24 protein-coding genes and 1 tRNA gene are annotated in these 23,828 nt (G+C 69.5%); 11 read left to right on the forward strand and 14 right to left on the reverse strand.

What is annotated here, in order from left to right:
- Positions 1 to 463 precede the first annotated feature (463 nt).
- The 4 genes from EPL03_RS12290 (at position 464) to EPL03_RS12305 (ending at position 4,675) form a co-directional block, all read left to right on the forward strand.
- Positions 464 to 1,750, forward strand: a complete 1,287-nt coding sequence (locus EPL03_RS12290) for a TIGR00341 family protein (protein WP_135829637.1) — start codon at positions 464 to 466, stop codon at positions 1,748 to 1,750.
- Between the two features lie 124 nt (positions 1,751 to 1,874).
- Positions 1,875 to 2,621: an SIMPL domain-containing protein gene (locus EPL03_RS12295; RefSeq protein WP_135829638.1), complete on the forward strand. Its 747-nt coding sequence runs from the start codon at positions 1,875 to 1,877 to the stop codon at positions 2,619 to 2,621.
- Between the two features lie 89 nt (positions 2,622 to 2,710).
- Positions 2,711 to 3,232, forward strand: a complete 522-nt coding sequence (locus EPL03_RS12300) for an SHOCT domain-containing protein (RefSeq protein WP_135829639.1) — start codon at positions 2,711 to 2,713, stop codon at positions 3,230 to 3,232.
- Positions 3,233 to 3,295: 63 nt separating this feature from the next.
- Entirely contained in the window at positions 3,296 to 4,675 is a 1,380-nt protein-coding gene (locus EPL03_RS12305) for a TIGR00341 family protein (RefSeq protein WP_135829640.1), read from the forward strand.
- A 195-nt stretch (positions 4,676 to 4,870) separates the two neighbouring features.
- Here the strand turns inward: EPL03_RS12305 and EPL03_RS12310 are convergent, their stop codons facing one another.
- Positions 4,871 to 5,881 carry an NOG1 family protein gene (locus tag EPL03_RS12310; protein WP_135829641.1) on the reverse strand — a complete coding sequence of 337 codons (1,011 nt, stop codon included), beginning with the start codon at positions 5,879 to 5,881 and terminating at the stop codon, positions 4,871 to 4,873.
- 102 nt (positions 5,882 to 5,983) lie between these two features.
- On the opposite strand from EPL03_RS12310, the gene EPL03_RS12315 reads away from it, so the two are divergent.
- Both EPL03_RS12315 and EPL03_RS12320 read left to right on the forward strand, forming a co-directional pair.
- Positions 5,984 to 6,622, forward strand: a complete 639-nt coding sequence (locus EPL03_RS12315; RefSeq protein WP_135829642.1) for a TetR/AcrR family transcriptional regulator — start codon at positions 5,984 to 5,986, stop codon at positions 6,620 to 6,622.
- Complete coding sequence (locus tag EPL03_RS12320) at positions 6,619 to 7,881, forward strand: MFS transporter (RefSeq protein ID WP_135829643.1); 1,263 nt, start codon at positions 6,619 to 6,621, stop codon at positions 7,879 to 7,881. Before EPL03_RS12315 ends, EPL03_RS12320 begins: the two co-directional genes overlap by 4 nt.
- A 264-nt stretch (positions 7,882 to 8,145) precedes the next feature.
- On the opposite strand, the gene EPL03_RS12325 is transcribed toward EPL03_RS12320, so the two are convergent.
- Positions 8,146 to 8,219, reverse strand: a tRNA-Val gene (locus tag EPL03_RS12325).
- Between the two features lie 91 nt (positions 8,220 to 8,310).
- Between EPL03_RS12325 and EPL03_RS12330 the strand changes: the two genes are divergently transcribed.
- The gene (locus EPL03_RS12330) at positions 8,311 to 8,580 is read left to right on the forward strand and encodes a DUF7538 family protein (RefSeq protein ID WP_135829644.1); all 270 of its coding nucleotides are present in this window, start codon (positions 8,311 to 8,313) and stop codon (positions 8,578 to 8,580) included.
- A gap of 170 nt (positions 8,581 to 8,750) precedes the next feature.
- On the forward strand, positions 8,751 to 10,706 hold the full coding sequence (locus tag EPL03_RS12335) for an ABC transporter ATP-binding protein (protein ID WP_135829645.1): 1,956 nt from the start codon (positions 8,751 to 8,753) through the stop codon (positions 10,704 to 10,706).
- Positions 10,707 to 10,790: 84 nt separating this feature from the next.
- Here the strand turns inward: EPL03_RS12335 and EPL03_RS12340 are convergent, their stop codons facing one another.
- The 3 genes from EPL03_RS12340 to EPL03_RS12350 all read right to left on the reverse strand — a co-directional run bounded on the left by EPL03_RS12340 (position 10,791) and on the right by EPL03_RS12350 (position 13,962).
- Positions 10,791 to 11,468, reverse strand: a complete 678-nt coding sequence (locus tag EPL03_RS12340) for a hypothetical protein (RefSeq protein ID WP_135829646.1) — start codon at positions 11,466 to 11,468, stop codon at positions 10,791 to 10,793.
- Positions 11,469 to 11,584: 116 nt separating this feature from the next.
- Positions 11,585 to 12,451, reverse strand: coding sequence for a trehalose-phosphatase (gene otsB / locus EPL03_RS12345; protein WP_244605267.1), 867 nt, complete (start codon positions 12,449 to 12,451; stop codon positions 11,585 to 11,587).
- 32 nt (positions 12,452 to 12,483) lie between these two features.
- Positions 12,484 to 13,962: an alpha,alpha-trehalose-phosphate synthase (UDP-forming) gene (locus EPL03_RS12350; RefSeq protein WP_135829647.1), complete on the reverse strand. Its 1,479-nt coding sequence runs from the start codon at positions 13,960 to 13,962 to the stop codon at positions 12,484 to 12,486.
- A gap of 404 nt (positions 13,963 to 14,366) precedes the next feature.
- Here EPL03_RS12350 and EPL03_RS12355 point away from each other — a divergent pair, with 404 nt between their 5' ends.
- Entirely contained in the window at positions 14,367 to 14,885 is a 519-nt protein-coding gene (locus EPL03_RS12355; RefSeq protein ID WP_244605268.1) for an Ig-like domain-containing protein, read from the forward strand.
- Positions 14,886 to 15,008: 123 nt separating this feature from the next.
- On the opposite strand, the gene EPL03_RS12360 is transcribed toward EPL03_RS12355, so the two are convergent.
- From EPL03_RS12360 to EPL03_RS12385, 6 genes are read right to left on the reverse strand one after another with little or no spacing between them, the layout of a single operon-like run.
- Positions 15,009 to 15,755, reverse strand: coding sequence for a protein-L-isoaspartate O-methyltransferase family protein (locus EPL03_RS12360; RefSeq protein ID WP_210424994.1), 747 nt, complete (start codon positions 15,753 to 15,755; stop codon positions 15,009 to 15,011).
- Positions 15,756 to 15,781: 26 nt separating this feature from the next.
- A complete protein-coding gene (locus tag EPL03_RS12365) occupies positions 15,782 to 16,693 on the reverse strand; it encodes a class I SAM-dependent methyltransferase (RefSeq protein ID WP_135829649.1) in 912 nt (303 codons plus the stop codon).
- A 24-nt stretch (positions 16,694 to 16,717) separates the two neighbouring features.
- Positions 16,718 to 17,443, reverse strand: a complete 726-nt coding sequence (locus EPL03_RS12370; RefSeq protein ID WP_135829650.1) for a protein-L-isoaspartate(D-aspartate) O-methyltransferase — start codon at positions 17,441 to 17,443, stop codon at positions 16,718 to 16,720.
- A 6-nt stretch (positions 17,444 to 17,449) separates the two neighbouring features.
- Positions 17,450 to 18,103, reverse strand: a complete 654-nt coding sequence (locus EPL03_RS12375) for an HVO_0476 family zinc finger protein (RefSeq protein WP_135829651.1) — start codon at positions 18,101 to 18,103, stop codon at positions 17,450 to 17,452.
- Between the two features lie 58 nt (positions 18,104 to 18,161).
- Complete coding sequence (locus EPL03_RS12380) at positions 18,162 to 18,506, reverse strand: CHY zinc finger protein (RefSeq protein WP_135829652.1); 345 nt, start codon at positions 18,504 to 18,506, stop codon at positions 18,162 to 18,164.
- A 6-nt stretch (positions 18,507 to 18,512) separates the two neighbouring features.
- Positions 18,513 to 19,457, reverse strand: coding sequence for an aminopeptidase (locus EPL03_RS12385; protein WP_135829653.1), 945 nt, complete (start codon positions 19,455 to 19,457; stop codon positions 18,513 to 18,515).
- Between the two features lie 152 nt (positions 19,458 to 19,609).
- On the opposite strand from EPL03_RS12385, the gene EPL03_RS12390 reads away from it, so the two are divergent.
- A complete protein-coding gene (locus EPL03_RS12390; RefSeq protein WP_135829654.1) occupies positions 19,610 to 20,623 on the forward strand; it encodes a type II glyceraldehyde-3-phosphate dehydrogenase in 1,014 nt (337 codons plus the stop codon).
- Positions 20,624 to 20,637: 14 nt separating this feature from the next.
- On the opposite strand, the gene EPL03_RS12395 is transcribed toward EPL03_RS12390, so the two are convergent.
- The gene (locus EPL03_RS12395; RefSeq protein ID WP_135829655.1) at positions 20,638 to 20,907 is read right to left on the reverse strand and encodes a DUF2061 domain-containing protein; all 270 of its coding nucleotides are present in this window, start codon (positions 20,905 to 20,907) and stop codon (positions 20,638 to 20,640) included.
- A 312-nt stretch (positions 20,908 to 21,219) separates the two neighbouring features.
- On the opposite strand from EPL03_RS12395, the gene EPL03_RS12400 reads away from it, so the two are divergent.
- Entirely contained in the window at positions 21,220 to 21,621 is a 402-nt protein-coding gene (locus tag EPL03_RS12400) for an Hsp20/alpha crystallin family protein (protein ID WP_135829656.1), read from the forward strand.
- Positions 21,622 to 22,100: 479 nt separating this feature from the next.
- Here the strand turns inward: EPL03_RS12400 and EPL03_RS12405 are convergent, their stop codons facing one another.
- Both EPL03_RS12405 and EPL03_RS12410 read right to left on the reverse strand, forming a co-directional pair.
- On the reverse strand, positions 22,101 to 22,967 hold the full coding sequence (locus EPL03_RS12405) for an ATP-grasp domain-containing protein (RefSeq protein ID WP_135829657.1): 867 nt from the start codon (positions 22,965 to 22,967) through the stop codon (positions 22,101 to 22,103).
- Between the two features lie 294 nt (positions 22,968 to 23,261).
- A complete protein-coding gene (locus tag EPL03_RS12410; protein WP_135829658.1) occupies positions 23,262 to 23,792 on the reverse strand; it encodes a 50S ribosomal protein L16 in 531 nt (176 codons plus the stop codon).
- Positions 23,793 to 23,828: the final 36 nt, after the last annotated feature.

The following is a 23,828-nucleotide window of genomic DNA, read 5'->3' on the forward strand; positions in this document are numbered from 1 at the left end:
GCGGTGCTGTGCGGTCACTCGTCGGTCGAGGCAACAGGTAGCTTCCTCCGGAGCGACATCGGACGACGAGAGCGACGAGGAAGCTAGCTACTGCTTGAGCCTATGAGTGACCGCGACTCCACAGCACAGCACCGCAACCGCACCGCGACGGCGAGCCTCACACCTCCCCAGCCTCGGCGAGCGCCTGAACGCGCTCGCCTCCCTCGCGCGTCGTGGCGCGACACGAGGTCGCGCCAGCACGCGCCTGTTCGGCCATCGAGCCGCGCCAGCATACGCCTGGTCAGCCATCGAACCACGCCAGCACGCCTCTGTCCGAGCGTCGAGATAGCGCGCGCCCCGTCAGATAGCGGCCCCGTAACTCGACTGACCCGGAAAAGTACTCGACGCGTCACCCACCCACCGATTCACACGCACCGGACCCACAACACGGCTTATTTACCGCACCCGTCCCTTGCCCGCACGTATGCGGCTCGTACAGGTCTCGATTCCGGCGGGCAAGCGGGAGACGGTCAGCGATGTCCTCGAATCCGAGGGCATCGACTACATGCTGACCGACGAGACCAGCGGCCGGGAGTTCACCGCCATCGCCTACTTCCCGCTGCCCACCAGCGCGGTCCAGCCCGTGTTGGACAAGCTACAGGAGGCCGGCCTCGGCGACGACTACCACGCGGTCATCATCGACGCCGAGACCGACACCTCCCGCCGGTTCGAGGAGTTGGAGAAACGCTACAGCGAGGACAGCGAGTCCTCCGACCAGATCGCCCGGGAGGAGATAATCACCAAGGCCCACGAGATGGTGCCCGACACCCGGACGTTCATGGCGATGACGATACTCAGCGCGGTGGTCGCCACGTCGGGACTCCTGCTGGACTCCCCGGCGGTCGTGGTCGGGTCGATGGTCATCGCGCCGCTCATCGGGCCCGCGATGAGCGCGAGCGTGGGCACCGTGCTGAGCGACCGGGACCTGTTCCGCGAGGGCGTGACGTTCCAGTTCGTCGGCGTCGCCGCGACCATCGTGGCGTCGGCGCTGTTCGCGCTGGGCGTACGCTACGGCTACCTCGTCCCGCCGTGGGCCGACGTGACGACCATCCCGCAGATAAGCGGCCGATTGACCCCGGACTTCCTCTCGCTGGTCGTCGCGCTCGCCGCGGGCGCGGCCGGCGTGTTCAGCCTCGCGTCGGGGGTGTCGGCCGCGCTGGTGGGCGTGATGATAGCGGCCGCGCTGGTGCCGCCCGCAGCCGCCGTCGGCATCTCGCTGGCGTGGGGCTACCCGATGGCGGCCGCGAGTTCGCTCGTCCTCGTGCTGGTCAACGTCCTCTCCATCAACCTCGCTGGGTTGGTCGTGCTGTGGTATCTGGGCTACAAGCCCAAAAACTGGTTCCAGGCGAACGAGACCCGGTCGACCACGTTCAAGCGCGCGGCAGTCCTCGTGGCCGCCATCGCGGTGCTGTCGGTGTTTCTGGGCGGGGTGACTTACGCGACCATCCAGAACTCCGAGTTCCAGAACCGGGCCCAGGGCGAGGTCGAGGCCGTCCTCGACCAGCCCGGCACGCCGGAACTGCTCGACGTTAGCTTCCAGGGGAGCGGGACCCTGCCGTTCGAACGGTCCCAGGAGGTGGTCGTCACGGTCGGGCGCGCGCCCGACGAGGAGTATCCCGGACTCGCCGAACGGTTGAGCCAGCGCATCAACCGCGACACCGCCGACCGGGTGGACGTGCAGGTCAGGTTCGTGGAGATCGACTCGGCGTAGCGCGGCGGGGCGCGCCCGACGCGCCCAGCGCACGGCGGACACCGCACGGGGCGACGGACGCGTGACTCAAACCGACGTTTCACCCAAGCGCGCCTTTTTGACGACCCTCGTCGTATCTCGCTCCATGCGACGGGGAACGCTCGCGACCGTGGGACTCGCACTACTGGTGGTGACCGCCGGCTGCGTCGGCACCATCGGGCCGACCGACGAGGCAGGGGCACAGCAATCGAGCGACGCCGGTACCGTCAGCGTCGCGGCGACCGGACAGGCGGCGGCCGAACCCGACCAGGCACTCGTGCAGGTGGCGGTCGTCGCCAGCGCCGACGACGCCGAGACCGTCCGCGAGTCGCTCGCGGCGAACGCCTCCCGGATGCGCGAGGCGCTCGCGGCGGCCGGCGTCGGCGACGACGCCATCCGCACCGCCTCCTACAGCATCGACCAGCGGTACGTCGAGCGCGGCGGCGACCGCGTCGCCGAGGGCGTCGAGGGCCGCCACGCCTTCGAGCTGACGCTGTCGGACGTCGACGCGGTCGGGGCGGTCGTCGACGCCGCCGTGTCGAACGGAGCCGACAGGGTCGAGCGCGTCGAACTCACCCTCTCGGAGGAGCGCCGGCGCGCGGTCCGGGCCGACGCGCTCCGCGACGCGATGGCCAACGCGCGGGGCAACGCCGACGTCGTCGCCGAGAGCGCGAACCTCACCGTCACCGGGGTCCACTCGGCCTCGACGGGCGACCTGAACTTCGAGCCGATTCGCGCGCAGGCGCTCGAGACCGACGATGCCGGGCCCAACGCCGGGGCTCGGACCAGCGTCGAGTCCGGCCCGGTGACGGTCACCGCGCAAGTCGACGTGACGTACAACGCGACGGGGTAAAGAGCAGGGCCGGAGCGCCGGGCGGGACCGACAGCCCCGGACTGAATTGGTTCCGGAATTGATTTTGTCGTCTGCGGACACGTCGAACCATGGACGGCCCTCCACTCGGCAAGTCGAACCGACAGTCGTGGCACGAACTCGTCGAGCACTACACGCCCGACGGGTGGCTCGGTCGCCTCCTGCTCGCCGCCGCCACCGGGACGGTCGGCGGAACGGCGCTGTTTCTGGCGTTCTTCGTCTGGCCGATACTCGCGCCCCTCGCGGCGGCGGTCGGACTCGCGGGCGTCGGACTGGCGCTGGTCGCCCTCTGGCCGGTGTACCTCTCGCTCATCGGCAACGTGGAGTCGGCAAGCGCGTACCCGGTCGGCGGCGCGAGTCGGACCGCGACCGACGCCGATTCGGTCTTCGGGGTCGACGCCACGGATTCGACGGCCGGGGGCGACGCCGACGACTCCGACGACGCCGTCGAACTGCTCAAGCGCCGGTACGCCGCCGGGGACATCACCGAGGAGGAGTTCGAGCGGCGGGTCGACGACCTGCTCGACGCCGACGCCGCGCTCGACTCGTCGCGGCGGTCGACCGGCCGGGCACGCGAGCGCGAACGGAACTGACCCGGCCTCGCGGCGGCTCGCACCGGCCTGAACGCTTTTGCGTCGATGCGGCGTTCCTCCCGTGTGCGCCTGATACACGTCCTCGTGGCCGGCGACCGGCGCGACGCGGTGCTCGGCGTCCTCGACGACAGGGACGTCGAGTACGTCGTGGTCGAGACCGACTCCGGCGACGAGGAGACGGTGCTGGTCGAGTTCCCGCTCCCGTCCGACGGCGTCGGCGACGTGCTGGACGCGCTCGACGACGCCGGACTCGACGACGCCGCCTACTCGGTCATCGGGACGGCGGAGACCGCCTCCACGCCGACCATGGAGGCCCTGGAGAACCGCTACGCCGACGACTTCGACCCGCTCAGAGTGCAGGAACTCCGGTCGAAGGCCCGGGACATGGCCCACGACCGGAACTCGTTCGTCTGGATGATACTCCTGAGTGCGCTCATCGCCACCGCCGGGCTGCTGGTCGACTCCCCGGCGGTGGTGGTGGGGTCGATGGTCATCGCGCCGTTCGTCGGGCCGGTCCTCACCGCGGCGGTCGGCGGGGTCACGGGCGACCGGGAGATGCTCCGGGACAGCGTCCGGTTGCAGGCGCTGGGCATCGTCGTCGCCGTCGTCAGTTCGCTGGCGTTCGGCTACGCGCTCCGGGCGCTCTCGCTCGTCCCCCAGCAACTGGAGATAACCGCGCTCGGCCAGATCAGTTCCCGCGTCGCGCCGAGCGTCCTCACCCTCGCGGTCGGACTCGCCGCCGGGAGCGCGTCGGCGTTCGGGCTGTCGACCAAGGGGCCGACCTCGCTCATCGGCGTGATGATCGCGGCGGCGCTGATTCCCGCCGCAGCGACCGCCGGTATCGCGGTCGTGTGGGGGTTCCCGCTGGTCGCGCTGGGGTCGCTGATACTGCTGGTGATATCCCTTCTCACCATCAACGTCGCGGCCTACGCCACGCTCCGGTATCTCGGCTACGGGACCGACGGGTTCGACCGGAAGCTGTGGAACCCCCGCGACTCGACGGCGACCGCCGTGTTCGCGGTGTCGGTGCTGGCGCTCGCGCTCGTCGTCGGCGGAGCGGTAGCCGCCACGTACCAGCAGGTCACCTACGAGCGCAGCGTGAACCGGGCGGTCGACGACGTGCTTGACGACTCCGAGTACGCGAATCTCACCTTCGTCGAGTCGAGCGTCGAGTACGGGTCGACCAGCGGACTCCTCGGGAGAGAAGGCGTGACCGTCACCATCAGCCGTACCACCGACCGCGAGTACCCGGCCCTCCCGAATCGGCTCCAGCGCCGGATAACTGGAGTCACGGACCGGAATCCTTCGGTCCGCGTCCGCTTCGTCGACTACGAGGTCGCGGGCACTTCGACCGGGTCGGCGTCGATGACCGACGTTCCGGTGGCCGGGCCTCTTCCGCAGGCAGTCGACGGGCGGCACACGCCACGGCGGTCTCGGCTGTAGTGGCTCGCGGCTCCGGTGTGGTTGCTGGTGCAGTACGGCGGACGTTTCCGAACCCCGGTGGTCGAGGCGACGGCCGACTTCGCAGGACCATCCGTTTCTGTGGAGGAACGCACGAATCTCGGTAGTTCCAGACACAGGAACCCGCACGGCGACCGCCACGTACAGCGGGGGACGGACACGCCGATACAGGTCGTTCTATTCCCCGTCGAACGGCAGTTCCGGCTCGTACCCCACGGCCTCGACGGCCGCGTCCAGCACCTCGTCGACGTTCTCGCCGTTCTCGACGCTCATGTAGGCGTCGGCGTCCACGTCGGTCGAGAGGTCCGACTTGTTGGCCACCGTCAGCACGGGCACGTCGTCGAACTGCTCGGCGATGTCGTCCCGCAATTCGAGTTGGGCGTCGAGGGGGTAGCCACAGTACCCGCTGGCGTCGACGACGAACAGGATGGCGTCCGCGAGGTGGGTGAGCGCCGACACCGCCTGATTCTCGATGTCGTTGCGCTCGTCGGCCGGGCGGTCGAGCAGGCCGGGCGTGTCGACGATCTGATAGCGAATCCGCTCGCGCTCGAAGTGGCCCACGCGAACGCCCTTGGTGGTGAAGGGGTACTCGGCGATCTCGTTGCTGGCGTTGGTGACCGCGTTGACGAACGACGACTTGCCCACGTTGGGGTAGCCCGCGACCACGATGGTCGGCTCGGCGGCGTCGATGTCGGGCAGGTCCCGGAGGTCGTTTCGCGCCTGCCCGACGCGCGCGAGGTCCTCGTCGACCTCCTCGACCACGTCCGCCAGCCGGGCGAACCCCTGCTTGCGGAACTTGCGGTCGGTGTCGGCGTCGCCGGTGAGCTTCCCCTGGTACTCGCGGCCGATTTCCTTGGTCTTCCGGCTGGCCCACTGGATTTCGGAGAGGCTCTGGCGGAGTTCGTCGACGCCGCCGGACGGGTGGTCCGGCGAGCCGTCCGAGCGTGGCTCGGAGACGTCCACGATGGCGTCGGCGAGTTCGTAGTAGAAGGGGTCGACCTCCCGGAAGTCCGGCCACTCGGTGGCGACGTTCCCCAGGTTGTCGCTCAGGACGTTGGACGCGGTCTGGAGCATCGACTGCTGGGCCTCCGCGCCGCTCTTGGCCCGACCCGCCCGCGCGGCCCGCGAGAAGGCGGTGTCTATCAGCTCCTCCGACGTTGGGGTCGTCGGGAGGTGCTCGAAAATCATGGGCGTCGATAGGTCTCGCGGGATTAAAAGGGCGTCCATACTGACTTCGGCCGCCCGACCGAACCGCGAACCCTTTCAACCCGCGTTAACTAACTGGTCAGTATGAGCGACGACGCCGACGGCGTACCCCCGGACACCCGCACCGCCATCATGGAGGCGACGTACGCCGCGCTCTGCGAACACGGCTACGCCGACCTCACGATGCAGGCCATCGCCGACGAGTTCGACATGACCAAAGCCGTCCTCCACTACCACTACGACACCAAGGAGGACCTGCTGGTCGCCTTCCTCGACCACCTGCTCGACCAGTTCCTCGACACGGTCGACGCCGACCCGGCCGACGACGCCGGGGAGGCGATCGAGCCCACGGACCAACTCGTCGCGCTCGTGGACGCGCTGTTGCTCGGCAAGCACGGCGCGATGTCCGAGGTCGACCACTGGGAGTACCACACCGCCCTGCTCGAGGTCCGGGCGCAAGCCCCCCACAACGACGCGTTCCGCGAACAGCTCACGACCAACTACGAGTACGTCGCCGCCGCCATCGCCGCGATCGTCGCGGACGGCGTCGAGTCGGGCGCGTTGCGCGCGGTCGACCCCGACCGGACGGCGGCGTGGCTGCTGGCCACCATCAACGGCGCGCGACTCCATCAGGTCACACTCGGGGTCGACGTGGCCGAGGACGTCCGGGACGCGCTGGTCGAGGGCTGGCTGGCGTGGCTCGGGAGGCCCGACGCCGAATGAGTCGGCTGTTCGGCGGCGAGGACCCGAGCGTTCCCTACGTCGTCGGGAGCCTCGTCGCGGGCGTGTTCCTCGGCGGCGTCGGCGGCGGCGTGGCCTTCCCCACGCTGCCGACGCTCGGCCCGCTGTTGGGCATCTCGCCGCTGTTCGTCGGAGTCATCCTCTCGGTCAACCGGTTCACCCGACTGTTGATGAACACGCCGGCCGGCCAGATTCTGGACACCGTCGGCACGCGCCGCCCGATGATTGCCGGGTTCGTGGTGCAGGGGCTGGTCCCGTTCGGCTACGTACTCGGCCTCGACCCCGGACCGATTCCGCTCGACTCCGCGACCATCTTCCTGCTCTCGCGGGCGTGCTGGGGCCTGGGTTCGGCGTTCGTCTTCGTCGGCGCGTTCAGCACCATCACCCACATCACGACGCCCGCGAACCGCGGCCGGTGGGTCGGCTACATGCGCGGCGGCCAGAGCCTCGGTTTCCCGGCGGGGCTGGTGATGGGCGGGCTCGTCACCGACGCGTTCGGCTACGCCACGGCGTTCGTCGTCGCCGGGGCGGCGGGGCTGTGCGCGGCCGCCGTGGCGGCGCTGGTGTTGCCGAACGTCAACGCCGACATCGGCGAGACCACCAGCCTGCGCGACCTCCCCGCGCTGGTCGGGGCCGACGCCCGCATCTTCGCGGTTGGAGCCGTCAACTTCGTGATCCGGTTCCTGTTCGCGGGCGTCCTGCTGTCGACCGTGGTGCTGTACGCCGAGACGTACGGCATCGGCATCGGCACGCTGTCGGGCGTCGGCGCGAGCGGGCTCGTGATGGCCGTCAGCGTGCTCGGGTCGAGCCTGACGACCCTGCTGGTCGGGCGCTACTCCGACGGCCTGACCAACCGGGCCGCGCTCACCGTCCCCGGACTCGTGGTGTTCGGGTCGGGGTTCGCGCTCCTCGCGCTGGTCCAGACGCTCGAAACCACGCTGCTCGGGGTCGCGCTCATCGGCGTCGGCGTCGGCGGCACGAATCCGCCGCTGCTGGCGTATCTGGGCGACATCAGCCCCGACGACGACGTGGGCAAGCTCGGCGGCGCGTACAACGTGTTCGGCGACCTGGGCTCGACGCTCGGCCCGCTGGTCGCGCTCCCGGTCGCCAACGCCGTCGGGTTCACGGTCGCGTATCTGGCCTGCGTCGGCCTCGTCGCGGTCGCGTGCGTGCTGGCCGCCCGGACGCTGTACGGCGACGCGTCCGAGGTCGACGCGTCGGTGGCGTCGGCCGACGACTGAGCGGTCGTCCACCGAGGGTCGCTTCGCGCCGGTCCGGGCGTGCGTCTCGTCTGGTTCGAGTCTCTTTACGGAATAGATTCGACTGCTCACTCCGTTCACGGGCAGAATCGATGGGTTCGGGCGGATTCGAACCGGAGCAAGACGTGCTCGCTTCGCTGCGCGGGCGTACGACTTGCTGGGTTCGAATCGCCCTCAGACACGATTTGCGACTCGCGAAGTGCGAGCGTACGAGGCGCTCGCCGCGCTGCTCGTCGCAGAATCCAGTGGGTTCGGGCGGATTCGAACCACCGACTTCGGCCTTGTAAAGGCCGCGTCATGACCAACTAGACCACGAACCCTGCATCGGAAGCAAGCCCCTCGGCGGAAATAACTGTTACCCTCTCGGTCGGCATCCGTAACCACTACCACGACTGCAGGCCACCTCCGCCCATGGACGAACGCGTCGAAGCACTCGCCGAACGGGACGGCTGGCAGACCGAGGGGTTCGCGGCTCGCGTCCACTATCGGGGCGCGGACGACCACTACAGCATCGAGTACTACGCGCCGAGCGACTGCGTGCTCTACTGGAAGGTGAAAGGCGACGGCGAGACGGCGGTCCCCGTGGGCCGAGACACGGTGCCCGAACCCCTGCGCGAGCGCGTGCGGGAGGACCTCGACGCGGCCGGGGTGGCCCCCGAAGTCGAAGCGCGGTCGCTGTAGCGGGGCGGCAGTTCTGCGAGGCGAGTCCGTGCGACGACCACCCAAGGGACCGTCACCGATAAGGTCGGGGTTTCCGTCACTTCGGACTCCATGCACTCGCGTTGACCCGCGAACCGGATGTTTCGATTCGAAGGAAAGTTTTTCAACTGGCGACCCACTCCACAGACACAATGAGTTTCATTGACGAAGACGACGACCCGTTCGAGGAACAACGGGAGAACGCCGAGAATGCCATGAAGCGGCTGTTCCTCGAATACGGGAGCGACAACAGGCTTGCGTTCGTTACCGGCGTGGTGGCGAGTATCTTCGCGCGGGTACTCAACCTCCTGCCGCCCATCATACTCGGCGTCGCTATCGACGCCCTCTTCGCCGAAGGCGAGGGAGTCGAGTACGCGGTCGCGCTCTCGAATCAGATTCCGATTCTATCGGTGGACCTCGCGACACGTCTGGCACCGGTCGGGAGGACCGACCAGTTTTGGTTCTCGGTCGCGGTCATCGCCGGTGCGTTCGGCTTCGGTGCGGCGTTCCACTGGGCGCGCAACTGGGGCTGGAACTCGTTCGCCCAGAACATCCAGCACGACGTCCGGACCGACACGTACGACAAGATGCAGCGGCTCAACATGGACTTTTTCGCCGACAAGCAGACCGGCGAGATGATGTCCATCCTCTCGAACGACGTGAACCGACTGGAGCGGTTCCTCAACGACGGGATGAACTCCGGGTTCCGACTCGGCGTGATGGTGGTCGCCATCGCGGTCATCCTGTTCAGCATGAACTGGCAACTCGCGCTCGTCTCGATGGTGCCAGTGCCGCTCATCGCCTTCTTCACGTACAAGTTCGTGGAGATAATCCAGCCCAAGTACGCCGACGTGCGCTCGACGGTCGGGAAGGTCAACTCGCGGCTGGAGAACAACCTCGGCGGCATCCAGGTCATCAAGACGAGCAACACCGAGGGCTACGAGTCCGACCGCGTCGAGGACGTCTCGAGCGAGTACTTCGGCGCGAACTGGGGCGCTATCATCACGCGCATCAAGTTCTTCCCGTCGCTCCAGATTCTGTCGGGACTCGGCTTCGCGCTGACGTTCATCGTCGGCGGCCTGTGGGTGTTCAACGGCGAAGCGCCGTGGTTCTTCACGGGCGAACTCAGTCGCGGCGAGTTCGTCGTGTTCATCCTGCTGACCCAGCGGTTCATCTGGCCGATGGCGCAGTTCGGCTCCATCATCAACATGTACCAGCGCGCTCGCGCGTCCAGTTCCCGCATCTTCGGGCTGATGGACGAGCCCAGCCGCATCGTGGAAGACCCCAGCGCCGACGAACTCGTCGTCGACGACGGCGACGTGGTGTACGACGACGTCACCTTCGGCTACGACGACGACGAGACCATCGTCGAGGACGTCTCCTTCGAGGTCGAGGGCGGCGAGACGCTCGCGCTGGTCGGGCCGACCGGCGCGGGCAAGTCCACGGTCCTCAAGCTGCTGCTCCGGATGTACGACGTCGACGAGGGGGCCATCGAAATCGACGACCAGGACCTGCGCAACGTCACCATCCCGAGCCTCCGCCAGTCCATCGGCTACGTGAGCCAGGACACGTTCATGTTCTACGGCACGGTCGCCGAGAACATCGCGTACGGCACGTTCGACGCCGACCACGAGGAGATAGTCGAGGCCGCGAAAGCCGCCGAGGCACACGACTTCATCCAGAACCTGCCGGAGGGCTACGACACCGAGGTCGGCGAGCGCGGGGTCAAACTCTCGGGCGGTCAGCGCCAGCGCATCTCCATCGCCCGCGCGGTGCTCAAGGACCCCGAGATTCTGGTGCTCGACGAGGCCACCAGTGACGTCGACACCGAGACCGAGATGCTCATCCAGCGCAGCCTCGACGACCTCACCGAGGACCGGACCACGTTCGCCATCGCCCACCGGCTCTCGACCATCAAGGACGCCGACCAGATCGTCGTCCTCGAAGGCGGCCGCATCGTCGAGCGGGGCACCCACGGGGAACTGCTCGACGAGGACGGCCTCTACGCCCACCTCTGGGGCGTGCAGGCCGGCGAGATAGACGAACTCCCCGAGGAGTTCGTCGAGCGCGCGGCCCAGCGGACCGCCCGGACCGACACCGACGACTGAACCGGCCGCCACACCCCTGACGGTCGACCCCGGCTCGCGACTCGGCCGAGCGCTTCGCCCGAACCGCCCCACCGGTCCCGACATCTACTTGCGTCTGTACCTGTCGCCGCTCTTGTCCCGCTGGAAGTCCCGCTGACGGTCGAGCCGCCGGTCGAACCGCCGCTCGTGGTCGCGCTGAGCGCGCTCGCGCTCGCTCGCTCCCCGGGCCCGCGTTCGACCGAGCGGGCCGCCGTACTTCTGGGGTCCGGACGCCTCGTCGCTTTCGGAGCCGGAGGGGTCGTCCCGGTCGCTCGATTCGCCGCGCTGGCTCTTCGGGACGTCGCTCCCGCGCTCGCCGCCCGCAGTCGCCGAGAGGTCCGACGGCTCCCGGGGCGGCCGGGTGCGCCTAGGCTGGCGCTCGGCCGGGCCCGAGGAGTCGCGCGGCTCGCCGACCGGCGGGCGGTCGTCGGAACTCGACTCGCGACTCCCCGAGGACGGCCGTCGGAGCTCCGACCCGTCCGGGCGGCCCTCGCGTCGCGCTCCGGGGGCGTCGCCCGGGCGGCCCGGTCCCCCGGAGCCATCCGACGGTCGGGAGCCGTATCGCCGACCGGTCGGCTGCACTTCCGAACCGCGCCCGCCCGCTCGACGGCCGGAGTCGCCGCGACGGGGTGGCTCCTGTCGACCCCGACCGCTTCGCTCCCGGCCGCCGTTGGCGTAGACGTGGCGTTCTGACTCGTCCGCCCCGGTCGATTCGCCGTCAGTGTCGCGGTCGTGGGAAGCCATGTGTCGTCGGGACCTTGGCCGATTCGGCGAATAAACCGGTCCGACCGTTCACATCGTTCGAGGTCGACGGGGCAGTTCAACGCGGCGTTACCCGGCAAAAGTGCGTCGAGAGCATCTCACGGCGGGTCCGTGGGCGCGTCCCCGGGCTCGCCCGAGAGGAACGCAGGGCCGTAGGTTCCCAGCCAGTCGAGCAGTGCCCGGACCGCCTCGGGGTCGGCGACCCGGTACGGGGCCTCGGTCGCGGGGTCCGCGCCGACCTTGACCGCGATGCCGCGGTCGGCCAGCACCGCGAACGCCGCCTCGTCGGTGGTGTCGTCGCCGACGTACATCGGGAGCCAGTCCTCGCCGGCCGGGACGAGGTCGGCTTCGAGTCGGCGGACCGCCGCGCCCTTGTCCCACTCGACGTCCGGGCGGAGTTCGAGCACCGCCTTGCCGGTCGTGAGCCGCAGGTCCTCGCGGGCCCCCACCAGCGACTCCACCGCGTCGGTGACGGCCGGTACGTGCTCGTCGGCCACCCGCCGAAAGTGGACCGTGGCGGTCAGGCCCTTGTCCTCGACGGCCGCGCCCGCCACGTCGGCGAGGTCGGCCGCGAGGTCGTCGACGGCCGCGGCGACCGTCCGCTGGGCGGCCCGCGCCTCGGGGTGGGCGACGTACTCGTCGGTGTGGAGTTCGAGGCCGTGATTGCCCGCGTAGGAGAGGTCGGGGACGCCGACGCGCTCGCGCACGTCGGCCAGTTCCCGCCCGCTGACGACCGCGACCTCGACGCTCGGTTCGGCCGCCAGCGCGGCCACGGCCTGCCGGGTCGCGTCGGGAATGCGGGCGGCGTCGGGGTCGTCGGCGATGGCGGCCAGCGTGCCGTCGAAGTCGAGCGCGACCAGCAGGCCGTCGTGGGCGGCGAGCGCCGAGACGAGGGCGTAGAGGTGTTCGCGGAGCGGGTCCGGACGGTCCGATTCGGCGTCGGTCGTCGCGTCGTCCATCGTCATGGCTGTCCTATCGCGTCCGTCGTCTTCGGCCGTCAGTCGTCGGTCGCGCGCGGGTCGGGCTCCCGGACGGAGCGTCGCCCGCGTTCGATGGCGGTAGCGGTCTCGAAGGTGGATTCGAGCCACGCGAACACGTCCTCGGCGTGGACCGCGCGCTGGAGGTCGGCGACGCCCACGGGGTCGCGGGGGTGGACGAGCACGGCCTCGTCGCCAAGTTGCTCGCTCGCGCCCGCGAGTTCGCTCAGGACGAGCGCGCCGGGGTCGCGGGTCTGGGCCGCCACGAACTCCTTGGCGACGAGGTTCATCCCGTCCCGGACCGGCGTGACGAGCCCGACGTCGGCCTCCCGGTAGAGGGCCGTGATGCCCGCCTCCGGCAGGTGGTCGGTGAGCGCGAGTATCGGGGTCCAGTCGTCGGTGCCGAACCGGTCGTTGATGCGCTCTATTTCGGCGGCCACGCGGTCCTGCAGCCGGTCGTAGGCGTCGATGCCCGACCGGCTCTCGGTCCCCTTCTGGACGTAGGTCAAATCGCCGCGCCACTCGGGGGACGCCTCCCAGAGGCGTTCGAGCGCCGCGAGCCGCTCCTCGATGCCCTTGGTGTAGTCGAGGCGCTCGACCCCCACCGCGAGCGCGGCGTCGGGGTCGACGTCGTACTCCTCGCGGAACGACGACCACCACTCGTCGGCGGCGTCGCTCTCGGCGAGTTCGGCCTGCCGGCGCGCGTCGATGCCCAGCGGGAACGCCCGCACGAAGGTCCGGCGTCCCCGGTAGGAGACGCTCCGACTCGACCGGTCGACGCGGGCGTCGGTCGCCGCCGCGACGCAGTCGAGGAAGTTCCGGCAGTACTCGTCGGTGTGAAAGCCCACGAGGTCGTTGGCGAGCAGGCCGTCGAGCAGTTGCTCGTACTGCGGGCCGGCCCGGAACACGTCCCACGACGGCCACGGGACGTGCCAGAAGTGCGCCAGGAAGGCGTCGGGGCGCTCGGTCCGAACCCGGCGGGGTGCCAGCCCGAGGTGGTAGTCCTGGAACCACACGACGGGGTCGGCCTCGACCGAGTCCAGCACCGCATCGGCGAACTCGCGGTTGACGTCGCGGTACGCCGCCCAGAACGCGGGGTCGGCCTCGACCTTGGCCGTGTCGAGGTGACAGAGCGGCCACAGCACCTGATTGCTGTACCCGCGGTAGTAGCCCTCGACCTGCTCGTCGGAGAGCCACACCCGCCGGAGGTCGTAGGCCGGGTCCTCGGGCGGGACGGCCACGGCGTCGTCGGGGCCGACCATCTCGCGGTCGGCGTCGCCGTCGCCCCAGGCCACCCACGTCCCCGCGACGCGCTGCATCACGGGGTCGAGCGCGGCCGTGAGCCCGCCGGCCGGTCGGTCGACGACGACCGCCCCGTCCTCGCGGTCGTGACTGTACGGTTCGCGGTTCGATACCACGACGAGTTCGCGGTCGCCACAGAGGTCGGCGACAGCTTCGGCTGCCGATTCGGCGGTCGCCCCTGTCTCGTTCGAGGTCATCCTGAAAGTCCCATCTCCCCCGGCGGACGGTCCGCCGTCGGTGTGTCGCTACAGCACGTTGACCGCGCGACCGGATAATGTAGTCGGCCGTTCAGGTCCGTTCACGAACGTTCGAGTCGCTCCCGAATCGCACATCTGCCGTCAGGGACCGCTTACGCCACCATAAGCTCCGCTTACCCCCGATACGAGGCCAGCCCCGGAGGCGATGGCGTGCAGGTAGCCCACGCAGAGAGCCCGCGTCGGACTGGCGGACGACGGACGCGACGGCCGGACCGCCGAGAATCACGCTCGGGGGAGCTGAAGCCCGCCCGAGGGCCTGAAATCGGCCGCGGAGCCGAATCAGTTTATTCCCCCTCCCCCCACCAACTCAAATTTTAAATACGAGGACGGGACGAAACTGCCTCATGCCCGTTGTACTCGGCAACTACGACGACGTCGACTGTCCGCGCCCCGACCTCCTCGATCGCTCGGACGCGCTCGACCGATTTGAGTCCGACGACCGCGCCATCGAGGGGCTGCCCATCCGGCTCGTCATCGCGCTCGTGGTCGGCGTCGCCAGCCTCGGCGTGATGATGAACATGCTCTCGGGACTGAACGGCCTCACCGTCACGGAACTCGACGCCCGACCCTCGCCGGACGTGGTCGGCCCCGACCAGCAGGACGTCGACGTCGCGGTCGTCGACCCGGACGGCGCGCCCGTCTCGGACGCGACCGTCGTCGTGACCAGCGACACCGCCACCATCGACGGGACCGCGACCGCGACCACCGGCGACGACGGGACCGCGACCGTCTCGGTCGACCCGGAACTCGGCCCCAACCAACGGGAGGGGACGCTGTCGATATCCATCAAACCACCCGCCGGGAGCGACTACGCCGACGACCGCGAGAACACCGCGATACTGGTCCTGGAGGGCGGAGCCTGAGCCGGCGTCGACGCCGGAGTCGCCCCGCGAGTGGGCCGACGACGACCCCGAACAGCGCCAGCAGCGTCCCGACGACCACCACGGACGCGGTCGCCCGGCAGCCCGACGAGGGACAAAGCGCCCCTACCCGTCCCAGTCGATCCAGTCGTGCTCCCAGCCGGTCCGGGACTCGCGAGCGCGCTCGGCCCGCTCGCGGTCCTCGCGGCGGGTCCGGTTGCGCTCGATGGCACCGACCTGCTCGCCCTCGACGAGCAGCGGCGCGAACGCCACGGTCCCGTGCGGGCGGCGCTCGGGTTCGCCGGCGTCCGCGCCCCGGAGGACGGTCAGCGACTGCTCGCCGGGGCCGAGCGGGACGACCAGTCGGCCGTCGGGCGCGAGCTGGTCGACCAGCGCTCGCGGCGGTTCGGCCACGGCGGCCTCCACGAGGATGCGGTCGAACGGGGCGTACTCGGGCAGGCCGTCCGCGCCGTCCCGGCAGTCCACGAACACGCCCTCGTAGCCGGCGTCCGCGAGGTTGCGCCGGGCCGCCAGCACCACGGGCCGGGTGATGTCGACGGCGTGGACGTTTCGCTCGCCGACGATCTCCGCGAGCACCGCCGGCGTGTAGCCCACGCCGGCACCGACGACCAGCACCGAGTCGCCCGCGTCGGCGTCGAGGGCCTCCAGCAGGCGGGCCGCCGCGCTGGGCGCGAGCACGCGCGTCCCCCGGTGTTCGAACGACCGGTCGGCGTAGGCCAGTCGGTCGTCCTCGACGAACTCGTGGCGCGGGACCGCCCGCATCGCGGCGCTGACGCTCTCGCTCGACAGACACCCCTTCGATGGGTGCTGGAGGCTGTCGACCATGTCGTCGCGCAACACCGCGAGGTCCATACCGCCACCGTGGCAGCCGAGCAACTTCAATTGCGCGGCCGCCGTCCGGCGATTATCTGGTCGCTGACACCCGGAACGTCGCGTATCTCGACGTCCTCGAATCCGGCGTCGGCGAGCCAGTCGGTGAACTGGGCCTCGGTGTACGTCTCGCCCTGCCCGTTCATGGCGAACACGTGCGCGCCGAACAGGGCGGCGTCCTCGGCGCGGCCCCGAACGAAGTCCGTGAGGACGAGCGAGCCGCCGGGGTTCAACGCGTCGTACGCGTTCGCGACCAACGCTCGGGTCCCCCCGGGACCGAGCGCGTGGGCGACCCGCGAGCAGAACACGAGGTCGAACCCGCCGGGGAGGTCGTCGGTCGCGTCGCCCGCAACGAGTTCGACGGGTTCGCCCGCGAGGAGGTCCCGGTCGATATCGACGACGTCGGGGCGGTCGAGCAGCGTCACGTCCAACCCGCGTCGGGCGAACTCCGTGCTGGTGAGCCCCGGCCCGCCGCCCACGTCGAGGACGCGCTCGGCGTCGGGGTTCCGGCGGACGGCGGCGGTCACGACCGCTCGCACGTCGGCCTCGTCCCGGGCCGCCATCCCGCCGACGTAGTGGTCGGTCCAGTCGTCGTGGAGGTCGGGCGGGTCGCCGGTCCGCATGGTCTCGGGGAGCTGGAGCCAGAACTCCACGCTGTCGAGGGTGAGGGGTGCGTGACCGATAGAGCGCACGTCGGCCGTCGCGAGGAACCCGAGCGCTCGGTTGGTCGGCTCGTACTCGCCGTCGACCGGCTGGAGGTAGCCGAGTTCCGCCATCGCGTCGAGGACGACGCGGGCCGCGCGCTCGGTCACGCCGGTCGCCTCGGCGACCTCCTCGGGAGTGCCGGCGTCGGTCGTGACCGCGTCGAGCAGTCCCGTCTCGCGGGCCGCGCGCAGGAGGAGCGCTTCGCGGTAGTCCATACGGGAGGTGCGGCCGGCCGGCGCTTAATCCCCCTGCATCGGGACGAACCGCACCCGGCCGTGGGGTTCGCGGTCGAGCGACCCGTCGGCGCGCCGGCGGGCGAACACGAGCCGCTGGCTCCTCGGGCGGTCGCCGGTTTCGAGGGGCGCGAGCAGACGACCCGCCGGGCGGACCTGCTCGACCACCGCCTCGGGGAACGCCCGCGCGGCGCAGGTCAGGTAGGCGGCGTCGTAGGGCGCTGGCTCGGGCCAGCCCTCGCGGCCGTCGCCGACCCGGACCGACACGTCGCCGTAGCCGAGGTCGGCGAGTCGCTCGCGGGCCGACGCCGCCAGCGAATCGTGGTACTCCACGCTGTAGACGTTCTCCGCCCCAACCACCTCGGCCGTGGCGGCGGCGTGGTAGCCGCATCCCGTCCCGACTTCGAGGACGCGCTCGCCGGGGTCGAGGTCGAGCAGGTCGACCATCATCGCCACCATGTGGGGCGCGCTGATGGTCTGGTCGCTCCCGATTGGCAGCGGACGGTCCTCGTAGGCGCGGTCCCGGCGGTTCGGCGGGACGAACTCGTGGCGCGGGACCGCCCGCAGGGCATCGAGGGTCGACTCGTCGAACTCCTCGCGGCGCGCTAGCTGGTCGACCATTCGCTCGCGAGCGCGCTGGTAGTTGTCATTCGGAGCGTCCCGATTCCCCTCACCGTCTCGCGAATCGTTCCGGTCCCCCGAACCGGAGTCACCTCGGTCCCCCCGAACCATGCTACGTCACCACGCCGACCACGCCGACGACGTCTCGTCGTCGCCGTAGAGTCGCTTGACGTCCTTGGCGACCGCCGCGTCGCCTTCCTCGCCCAGGGGATTGAAGTCGTACCCCGCGGCGTCGTCGCGGAGCGCGATGGACTTGACAGTGAACGCCTCGTCGCCGAACTCCTCGACCTCGCCCACCTCGAACTCGTAGTCGCCGGGCACGTCGACCTTCAGGCTCCGGGACTCGTCGCGCCGACCGTCGGTCGGGTTGACGGTGACGCTCACCCGGACGTTGTCGACCGCGCGGGTCCAGAACGTCTCGACGTCCGCGACGGTCGCCTCTTCGCGCCGGACCTCGTCGTCGAGCTGGAGGTCGGTGATGCGCACGACCATGATGGCCTCGGGCGTTTCGAGGACGAACTCCTCGCCGACCGCGACCGTCTCCTCGGGCGGGGCCTCGACGGTGGCGGTGAACGACTCGCCGTCCTGCGAGACCACCACGTCGCGCTCGACCTCCTCCTCGCGCTCGATGGTCGTCTTGTGGACGTGACTGCACTCCGTGCAGCGCACGGTGACCTGACCGCTCCCCTCCGAGAGCACCTCGTGGACCGTCTCCACGTCGGGTGAACACGAGGGGCAGGTCGCCGGCACGCGCTCCGCTGTCTCGCTCATATGCACTCGAATACGCACCGGGAGGGTAAAAGGGCGTGGAGTCGCGGTTCGGGCGAACTCACTCCTCGAACGCGAAGTATCGCTCGTAGTGGTCCGCACACCCGGGGTTGAACGCCGCGCCGCAGTCGGGACACTCGTGGTCGTCTCCCTCGCCCACGAACTCCCTCGGGGTCAGTTCCGCACCGCACGCGCCACACAGCACCGCAGGCTCCGGCGTCTCGACCGGCAGGCGCTCGGCGTCGTGGTCCGCGACGGCCTCGTGACACCGGAAGCAGGGGTAGTAGGCCTCACAGCAGGCGAATCGGAGGGCAACCACGTCGCGGTCGGCGTGGTAGTGGGCACACCGCGTCTCGGGGTCAACCTCGACGCCACGGACCGGGGTTCCGGCGACTTCGCGCTCCATTCGGATTCAGGGTTCGGGGAGGTCCACGACCTCCCCGTCCGCGTAGACGGTCGGCTCGCGGAGGATGCCGTCCGAGTGGATGGGGGCCTCGGTGTCGCCGCCGATGCTGGCGTCGTCGCCGATGGCGACGTGGACCGTCCCGCCGGCCTTCTCGTCGAGCAGGACCGACCCCACGAGGTCGGTGACCGCGACGTTGGTGCCGATGCCCAGTTCCGCGAGGTTGTACGCCGCGTCGCCGACCTCCTCGGCGGCCGCCTCGAACTCGGCGCGGACCTCGTCGTCGGAGATGCGCGTGACCCGCCCGTCCTCGACGTCGAATTCGAGCGTCTGGCCCTCGTCGAGCAGCCCGTGGGGCATCATCGTCCCGTCGACGACGTACGTACCGTTGGCGTCCTCGGGGCTGACGAACACCTCGCCCGCCGGCAGGTTCGAGAAGTCGCCCGACTCGTGGACGATGCCGGTGTCCTCGTGCCACTCGCGGTCGCCCGGTTCGAAGGTGACGTCGGTGCCCTGCGGCGAGGTGACCCGAATCTCGTCGGCCCCCGCGACCTGTTCGAGCACGTCGTGACAGTGGTCGGCGATGGACTCGTAGTCGGCGTCCAGCCCGGTCGTGAACACCTCCTCGGTGATGCCGGGCAGGGTCGCGCCGCGCGCCCCGGCCGCGTTGGCCTCGTCGCGGGCGCGGGTGTGACTCAGGCTCTTGGTGGTCGGCGCGAGGAACACGTCGCCGGCGGCCATCGCGGCCGCGACGGGTTCGGGCGGCTCCGACCCGTGGCTCTCGCCCGGCGGGAACCGGACGACGCTGGCGTCGTCGGTGACGTCGCTGGCGACCGCGTAGAGCGCCTCGCCAATCGGCTGGCGCTCGTCGTCGGTCACGATGCAACACGACTCGCCCGCGTCGAGCGCGAGACACTGCTCGATGGCGGTCTCGGCCGCGTCTTCGAGGCTCATGGTCGGGTGGTGGGTCGGGTCGGGGTTAGGTTTTCCCTTCGCGGAATCGACGGGGCGTCCCCTCGGGGCCCGTATTCTTACTCGTCCGAGAGTTGTTTCGCGTCGTCGGCCCTCGAAACCGTTATGCGCGTCGGCGTCGCAACGCCAACCACATGCTACGGGTCGGAATCAACGGCTACGGAACCATCGGGAAGCGCGTGGCTGACGCCGTGCGCGCCCAACCGGACATGGAAGTCGTCGGCGTCGCCAAGACGCGGCCCAACTTCGAGGCCGAGCAGGCCGTCGCGAAGGGGTATCCGCTCTACGCCGCCGTCGAGGACCGGGTGGAGCTGTTCGACGACGCGGGCGTCGAACTCGCGGGGATGGTCGAACAACTGGTCGAGGCCAGCGACGTGGTGGTCGACGCCTGCCCCTCCGGCGTCGGCGAGCAGAACAGCGAACTGTACGAGGCGTACGACACCCCGGCGCTGTACCAGGGCGGGGAGTCGGCCGACTTCGTGGACGCCAGCTTCAACGCCCGGTCGAACTTCTCGGAGGCGGTGGGAGCCGACCACGTCCGCGTGGTCTCCTGTAACACGACCGGCCTCTCGCGGCTCCTCGCGCCCCTCCGCGAGGAATACGGCGTCGAGAAGGCCCGGACGACGCTGGTCCGGCGGGGCGGCGACCCGGCCCAGACCGGTCGGGGGCCCATCAACGACATCCTGCCGAACCCGATCACGCTGCCGTCCCACCACGGGCCGGACGTCAACACCATCTTCCCGGACCTCGACATCGACACGCTCGGGTTGAAGGTGCCCGCGACGCTGATGCACGTCCACAGCGTCAACGTGACGCTCGACGAGGAAGCCGACGCCGACGAGGTCCGGAATCTGCTCGAAGACGAGTCGCGCGTCTTCGTCATTCCGGAGCACTTCGACATCGACGGCGCGGGCAAGTTGAAGGAGTACGCCCAGGACGTCGGTCGCCCCCGCGGCGACATCTGGGAGAACTGCCTCTGGGGCGAGTCCGTCACGACGGAGGGCGAGGACCTCTACCTGTTCCAGGCCATCCACCAGGAGAGCGACGTGGTGCCCGAGAACGTCGACGCGATTCGCGCCGTGACCAACAGCGCGGACGCCGCCGAGAGCGTCGCGACGACCAACGAGGCGCTCGGGATGGGAATCTGAGCGACGGTCGCGACCTACTCCTCCGAAACGCTCCCGTCGTCCCGTCTGTCCGCCAGCCCCCACTCGATTCGGTCCCAGAGCCGCTCGTAGCCGTAGTACGTCCCGGTCTTCACGACGTTCGCCGCGACGCCGATGTTGAGCGCGTCGGTCGCGTCGCCGACGACCAGCCACGCGACGGCCACCGTGACCGCGACCATCAGCAAGCGGTAGCACAGCGTCTTCACGACCGCGCGGAGTCGCGCCTGCTGGGGCGAGCGAGCGACGATTCGGCCGACGCGCCGCATGCGCTACGTCTCGTTCTCCAGCCACATAAAGTAACTAGTAACGGTGTCTTTTCGTGGATTTAGAAACTATATTCGGTTTCGTGGCGTGCGGCGTCCCCGACTCGCGCAACCACTCGCGGCCGACGCCGCTCGCGCTCGGTGACACTCGTCGGCAGTTCCGCGACCGGGACTGGTCGGCGGTTCCGCGACAGGCGTTCGTCGGCAGTCTCGCGACAGGCGTTCGTCGGCGGTCACGTGACTGGCGCTGGTCGCCGAGCGGCAACCACTCCCGGGTGCCAAAGGCTTTTGCTTGCATGCCCCCTACCTCGGCACATGCGACGAGACGACCGCGACGACCCCTTCGACGACCTCTTTCGGGAGATAGAGCGCATGATGAACGAGATGATGGGCGAGGACTTCGACATGCGCGTCGAGCGCGGGACCGGCGGTGGTTCGACGGGCTTCGGGACCGAGACCCACGTCGACGTCCACGAGACCGACGACGAGGTCCGAGTCGTCGCGGACCTCCCGGGCGTCGTGAAAGAGGACATCGACCTCAAGTGCGACGGCGAGGTGCTGACCATCAGCGCGGCCAGCGACCACCGCGAGTACGACGAGCGGGTCCGGCTGCCCGCGCAGGTCGACGAACACTCCGCGACCGCGACGTACAACAACGGCGTGCTGGAAGTGACCTTCGAGCAGTCCGACGAATCGGCCGACATCGACGTGCAGTAGCTCGGCGAAAGGGGTCCGTTTCTACGGGGGGTCTATTTGGATGTTCCGACGGACAGGACGTGTGGCTTCGACCCGGTGTTCGCGTCACCGCCCGACTCCCCGTCCAGCTTTCGTTCCGACGCCCGAGTTTCGTGGTCGTCGCGCTGCCGAGTTCCAGAGTCGTCGCGCTTCTGAATTCCAGGGCCGGCGCGCGCGAGCAACGCGCGCGAGGGCTGCGTATCGCAGGGAGCGCAGCGACCGAGAAACGCAAGCGGTTGGGGAGGACGAGGTGCGGTCGCGGTGCGGCCGCGGTCTCATCGGTCGAGGCAGTAGCTCGCTTCGTGTTACCGTTCACGGCCGTTCCGAGACGAAGCGAGCTAGCTACTACCGAAGCCTCGGGGAAACTGCACACCACTGCGACCGCACAGCGCCACCACCACTGCCACCGCACGACGCTGCAACCACTCTCGACAGTCACAACCACCTCGACAGTCAGCCTCTCAACGCGACGCCGTCGCCCGGACCAACGCCGCCAGTCGGTCGTAGAACCCCTCGTCGTACTTCGTCTCGGCGTCGACGGTCGGCCGGGCGTTGGTCTCGTTGACGACCGCGCGCTCCCCGGAAACCAGCAGGTCCACGCCGAGGAAGTCGATGCCGAGCGCGTCGGCCGTCCGCTCGGCGAGGTCCCGGAGTTCTGCGGGGAGGTCGACGCCCGTCGCTTCCGCACCGCGATGGACGTTGTGCTTCCAGCGGTTCTCGCTCGCTTCGTCCGAAATGCTGCGCTCGACGCCGCCGACGCACTCGCCGTCCACGACCATCGCGCGGTAGTCGGTGGCGTCGGCGACGTACTCTTGCACGAGAAACGACTTGTCGCCGGTCGCTCGGTAGTCGTGGACCAGGTCGAGGTAGTCGGTCACGCCCAGAAACGAGTCGGCGTCGCCGACCTTCGCCACGCCGACGCCCCGAGTGGTGGAGTTGGGCTTGAGGACCACCGGCGGGTCGAACCGGTCGTAGGCGTCGAGCAGGTCGGCCTCGTCGGCGGGGTTCGAGACCACCACGGTCTCGGGGACCGGGATGCCGGCCCGCTCCAGTCGCGCCACGACCCCGGCCTTGTTGCGCGACCGGAGGACGGCCTCGCGGTCGTTGACCCACGGCACGTCGAGGACGGCGTCGAGGACGCCGCCCTCCATCGCTCGCGAGGGATAGACGAACCCCGCGTCGAACTCGTCGGGCGACCACGGCGGGTCCGCGAGCGCGACGGTGCGGCCCTCGCTGGGGACGTGGTGGACGCGGACGCCGCGCTCGGCCAGCGGGTCGCGGATGCGCTCGAACGTCTCCTCTCGGTAAGCGACCGCGAGGTCGAGCATAGGCGACAGGTGGGAGCGGGCGGGGTAAAAAGGTGCGTCTCGCAGGCGGGGTCGACGAGGAATCGCCACGGGATTCTTTCAGACGTGGTCCCACACCGAGTGAGATGGCAGTAGGAACATTTCGACGTCCGAAATATAATTAGCGACGTTTCAGAATCCGCTCGACGACGTTTCGACCGCCGGAGTAAACTAACAGGAGAGAAAGGCCGCCGTCGACGTGCCGAACGCCTGGCGGCTCACGAGCCGCCCCTCCACCATCGACGCCGGCCGAACGAATCGAGAGAAGACGCCGACTTACGAGACCAGCAGTTCCTCGCCGCGCTCGACCTTGATGCGGCAGGGCGGGGAAATCTTGTTGTACGAGCGCCGCAGCGCCTCCTTGACCACGGCGGCCTGCTCGGGCTGGCACCACGCGGTAAAGATGCGCTCGCCCGCGCCCATCCGGGCGGCCGTGCCGACGATCTTGCCGAACGCCTGGCGCATCCCGTCGGAGACGCGGTCCGCGCCCGCGCCGGTCGCCTGCTTGTTCTCTCGGATGACTTGATGGGGGAACTTCCGGAGGATCATCTTGTAGTTGCCCTCGCCGAGTTCCTTGATGAGGTGGCGGTTGGCCGACAGTCGGGAGGCCTCCAGCGCACCGTGGCGGAGCTGGACCTCCTCCTCGGTGATGAGGCTGATCTGGACGGGGTAGTCGTCCTGGTCGGCTTCGAGGTTGCCCATGTTGTGCTGTGCGATCTTCGAACCGGGGATGCCGGTGATGTACTCCCGTCGGGTGTACGACGGCTTGCTGATGTTCCGGTACATCGAGGCGGGCTTCTCGGACATGGTTATTACCGAAATCTGAGGGTCACGCGGCGGATA

Source organism: Halorussus halobius (assembly GCF_004765805.1).
Lineage (GTDB): Archaea > Halobacteriota > Halobacteria > Halobacteriales > Haladaptataceae > Halorussus > Halorussus halobius.

Excerpts from the sequence above, each read along its gene's own strand:
- EPL03_RS12290 (WP_135829637.1), top strand. The coding sequence starts at position 464 with ATGCGGCTCGTACAGGTCTCGATTCCGGCGGGCAAGCGGGAGACGGTC.
- EPL03_RS12295 (WP_135829638.1), top strand. The coding sequence starts at position 1,875 with ATGCGACGGGGAACGCTCGCGACCGTGGGACTCGCACTACTGGTGGTG.
- EPL03_RS12300 (WP_135829639.1), top strand. The coding sequence starts at position 2,711 with ATGGACGGCCCTCCACTCGGCAAGTCGAACCGACAGTCGTGGCACGAA.
- EPL03_RS12310 (WP_135829641.1), bottom strand. The coding sequence starts at position 5,881 with ATGATTTTCGAGCACCTCCCGACGACCCCAACGTCGGAGGAGCTGATA.
- EPL03_RS12315 (WP_135829642.1), top strand. The coding sequence starts at position 5,984 with ATGAGCGACGACGCCGACGGCGTACCCCCGGACACCCGCACCGCCATC.
- EPL03_RS12320 (WP_135829643.1), top strand. The coding sequence starts at position 6,619 with ATGAGTCGGCTGTTCGGCGGCGAGGACCCGAGCGTTCCCTACGTCGTC.
- EPL03_RS12330 (WP_135829644.1), top strand. The coding sequence starts at position 8,311 with ATGGACGAACGCGTCGAAGCACTCGCCGAACGGGACGGCTGGCAGACC.
- EPL03_RS12335 (WP_135829645.1), top strand. The coding sequence starts at position 8,751 with ATGAGTTTCATTGACGAAGACGACGACCCGTTCGAGGAACAACGGGAG.
- EPL03_RS12340 (WP_135829646.1), bottom strand. The coding sequence starts at position 11,468 with ATGGCTTCCCACGACCGCGACACTGACGGCGAATCGACCGGGGCGGAC.
- otsB (WP_244605267.1), bottom strand. The coding sequence starts at position 12,451 with ATGACGATGGACGACGCGACGACCGACGCCGAATCGGACCGTCCGGAC.
- EPL03_RS12350 (WP_135829647.1), bottom strand. The coding sequence starts at position 13,962 with ATGACCTCGAACGAGACAGGGGCGACCGCCGAATCGGCAGCCGAAGCT.
- EPL03_RS12355 (WP_244605268.1), top strand. The coding sequence starts at position 14,367 with ATGCCCGTTGTACTCGGCAACTACGACGACGTCGACTGTCCGCGCCCC.
- EPL03_RS12360 (WP_210424994.1), bottom strand. The coding sequence starts at position 15,755 with ATGGACCTCGCGGTGTTGCGCGACGACATGGTCGACAGCCTCCAGCAC.
- EPL03_RS12365 (WP_135829649.1), bottom strand. The coding sequence starts at position 16,693 with ATGGACTACCGCGAAGCGCTCCTCCTGCGCGCGGCCCGCGAGACGGGA.
- EPL03_RS12370 (WP_135829650.1), bottom strand. The coding sequence starts at position 17,443 with ATGGTTCGGGGGGACCGAGGTGACTCCGGTTCGGGGGACCGGAACGAT.
- EPL03_RS12375 (WP_135829651.1), bottom strand. The coding sequence starts at position 18,103 with ATGAGCGAGACAGCGGAGCGCGTGCCGGCGACCTGCCCCTCGTGTTCA.
- EPL03_RS12380 (WP_135829652.1), bottom strand. The coding sequence starts at position 18,506 with ATGGAGCGCGAAGTCGCCGGAACCCCGGTCCGTGGCGTCGAGGTTGAC.
- EPL03_RS12385 (WP_135829653.1), bottom strand. The coding sequence starts at position 19,457 with ATGAGCCTCGAAGACGCGGCCGAGACCGCCATCGAGCAGTGTCTCGCG.
- EPL03_RS12390 (WP_135829654.1), top strand. The coding sequence starts at position 19,610 with ATGCTACGGGTCGGAATCAACGGCTACGGAACCATCGGGAAGCGCGTG.
- EPL03_RS12395 (WP_135829655.1), bottom strand. The coding sequence starts at position 20,907 with ATGCGGCGCGTCGGCCGAATCGTCGCTCGCTCGCCCCAGCAGGCGCGA.
- EPL03_RS12400 (WP_135829656.1), top strand. The coding sequence starts at position 21,220 with ATGCGACGAGACGACCGCGACGACCCCTTCGACGACCTCTTTCGGGAG.
- EPL03_RS12405 (WP_135829657.1), bottom strand. The coding sequence starts at position 22,967 with ATGCTCGACCTCGCGGTCGCTTACCGAGAGGAGACGTTCGAGCGCATC.
- EPL03_RS12410 (WP_135829658.1), bottom strand. The coding sequence starts at position 23,792 with ATGTCCGAGAAGCCCGCCTCGATGTACCGGAACATCAGCAAGCCGTCG.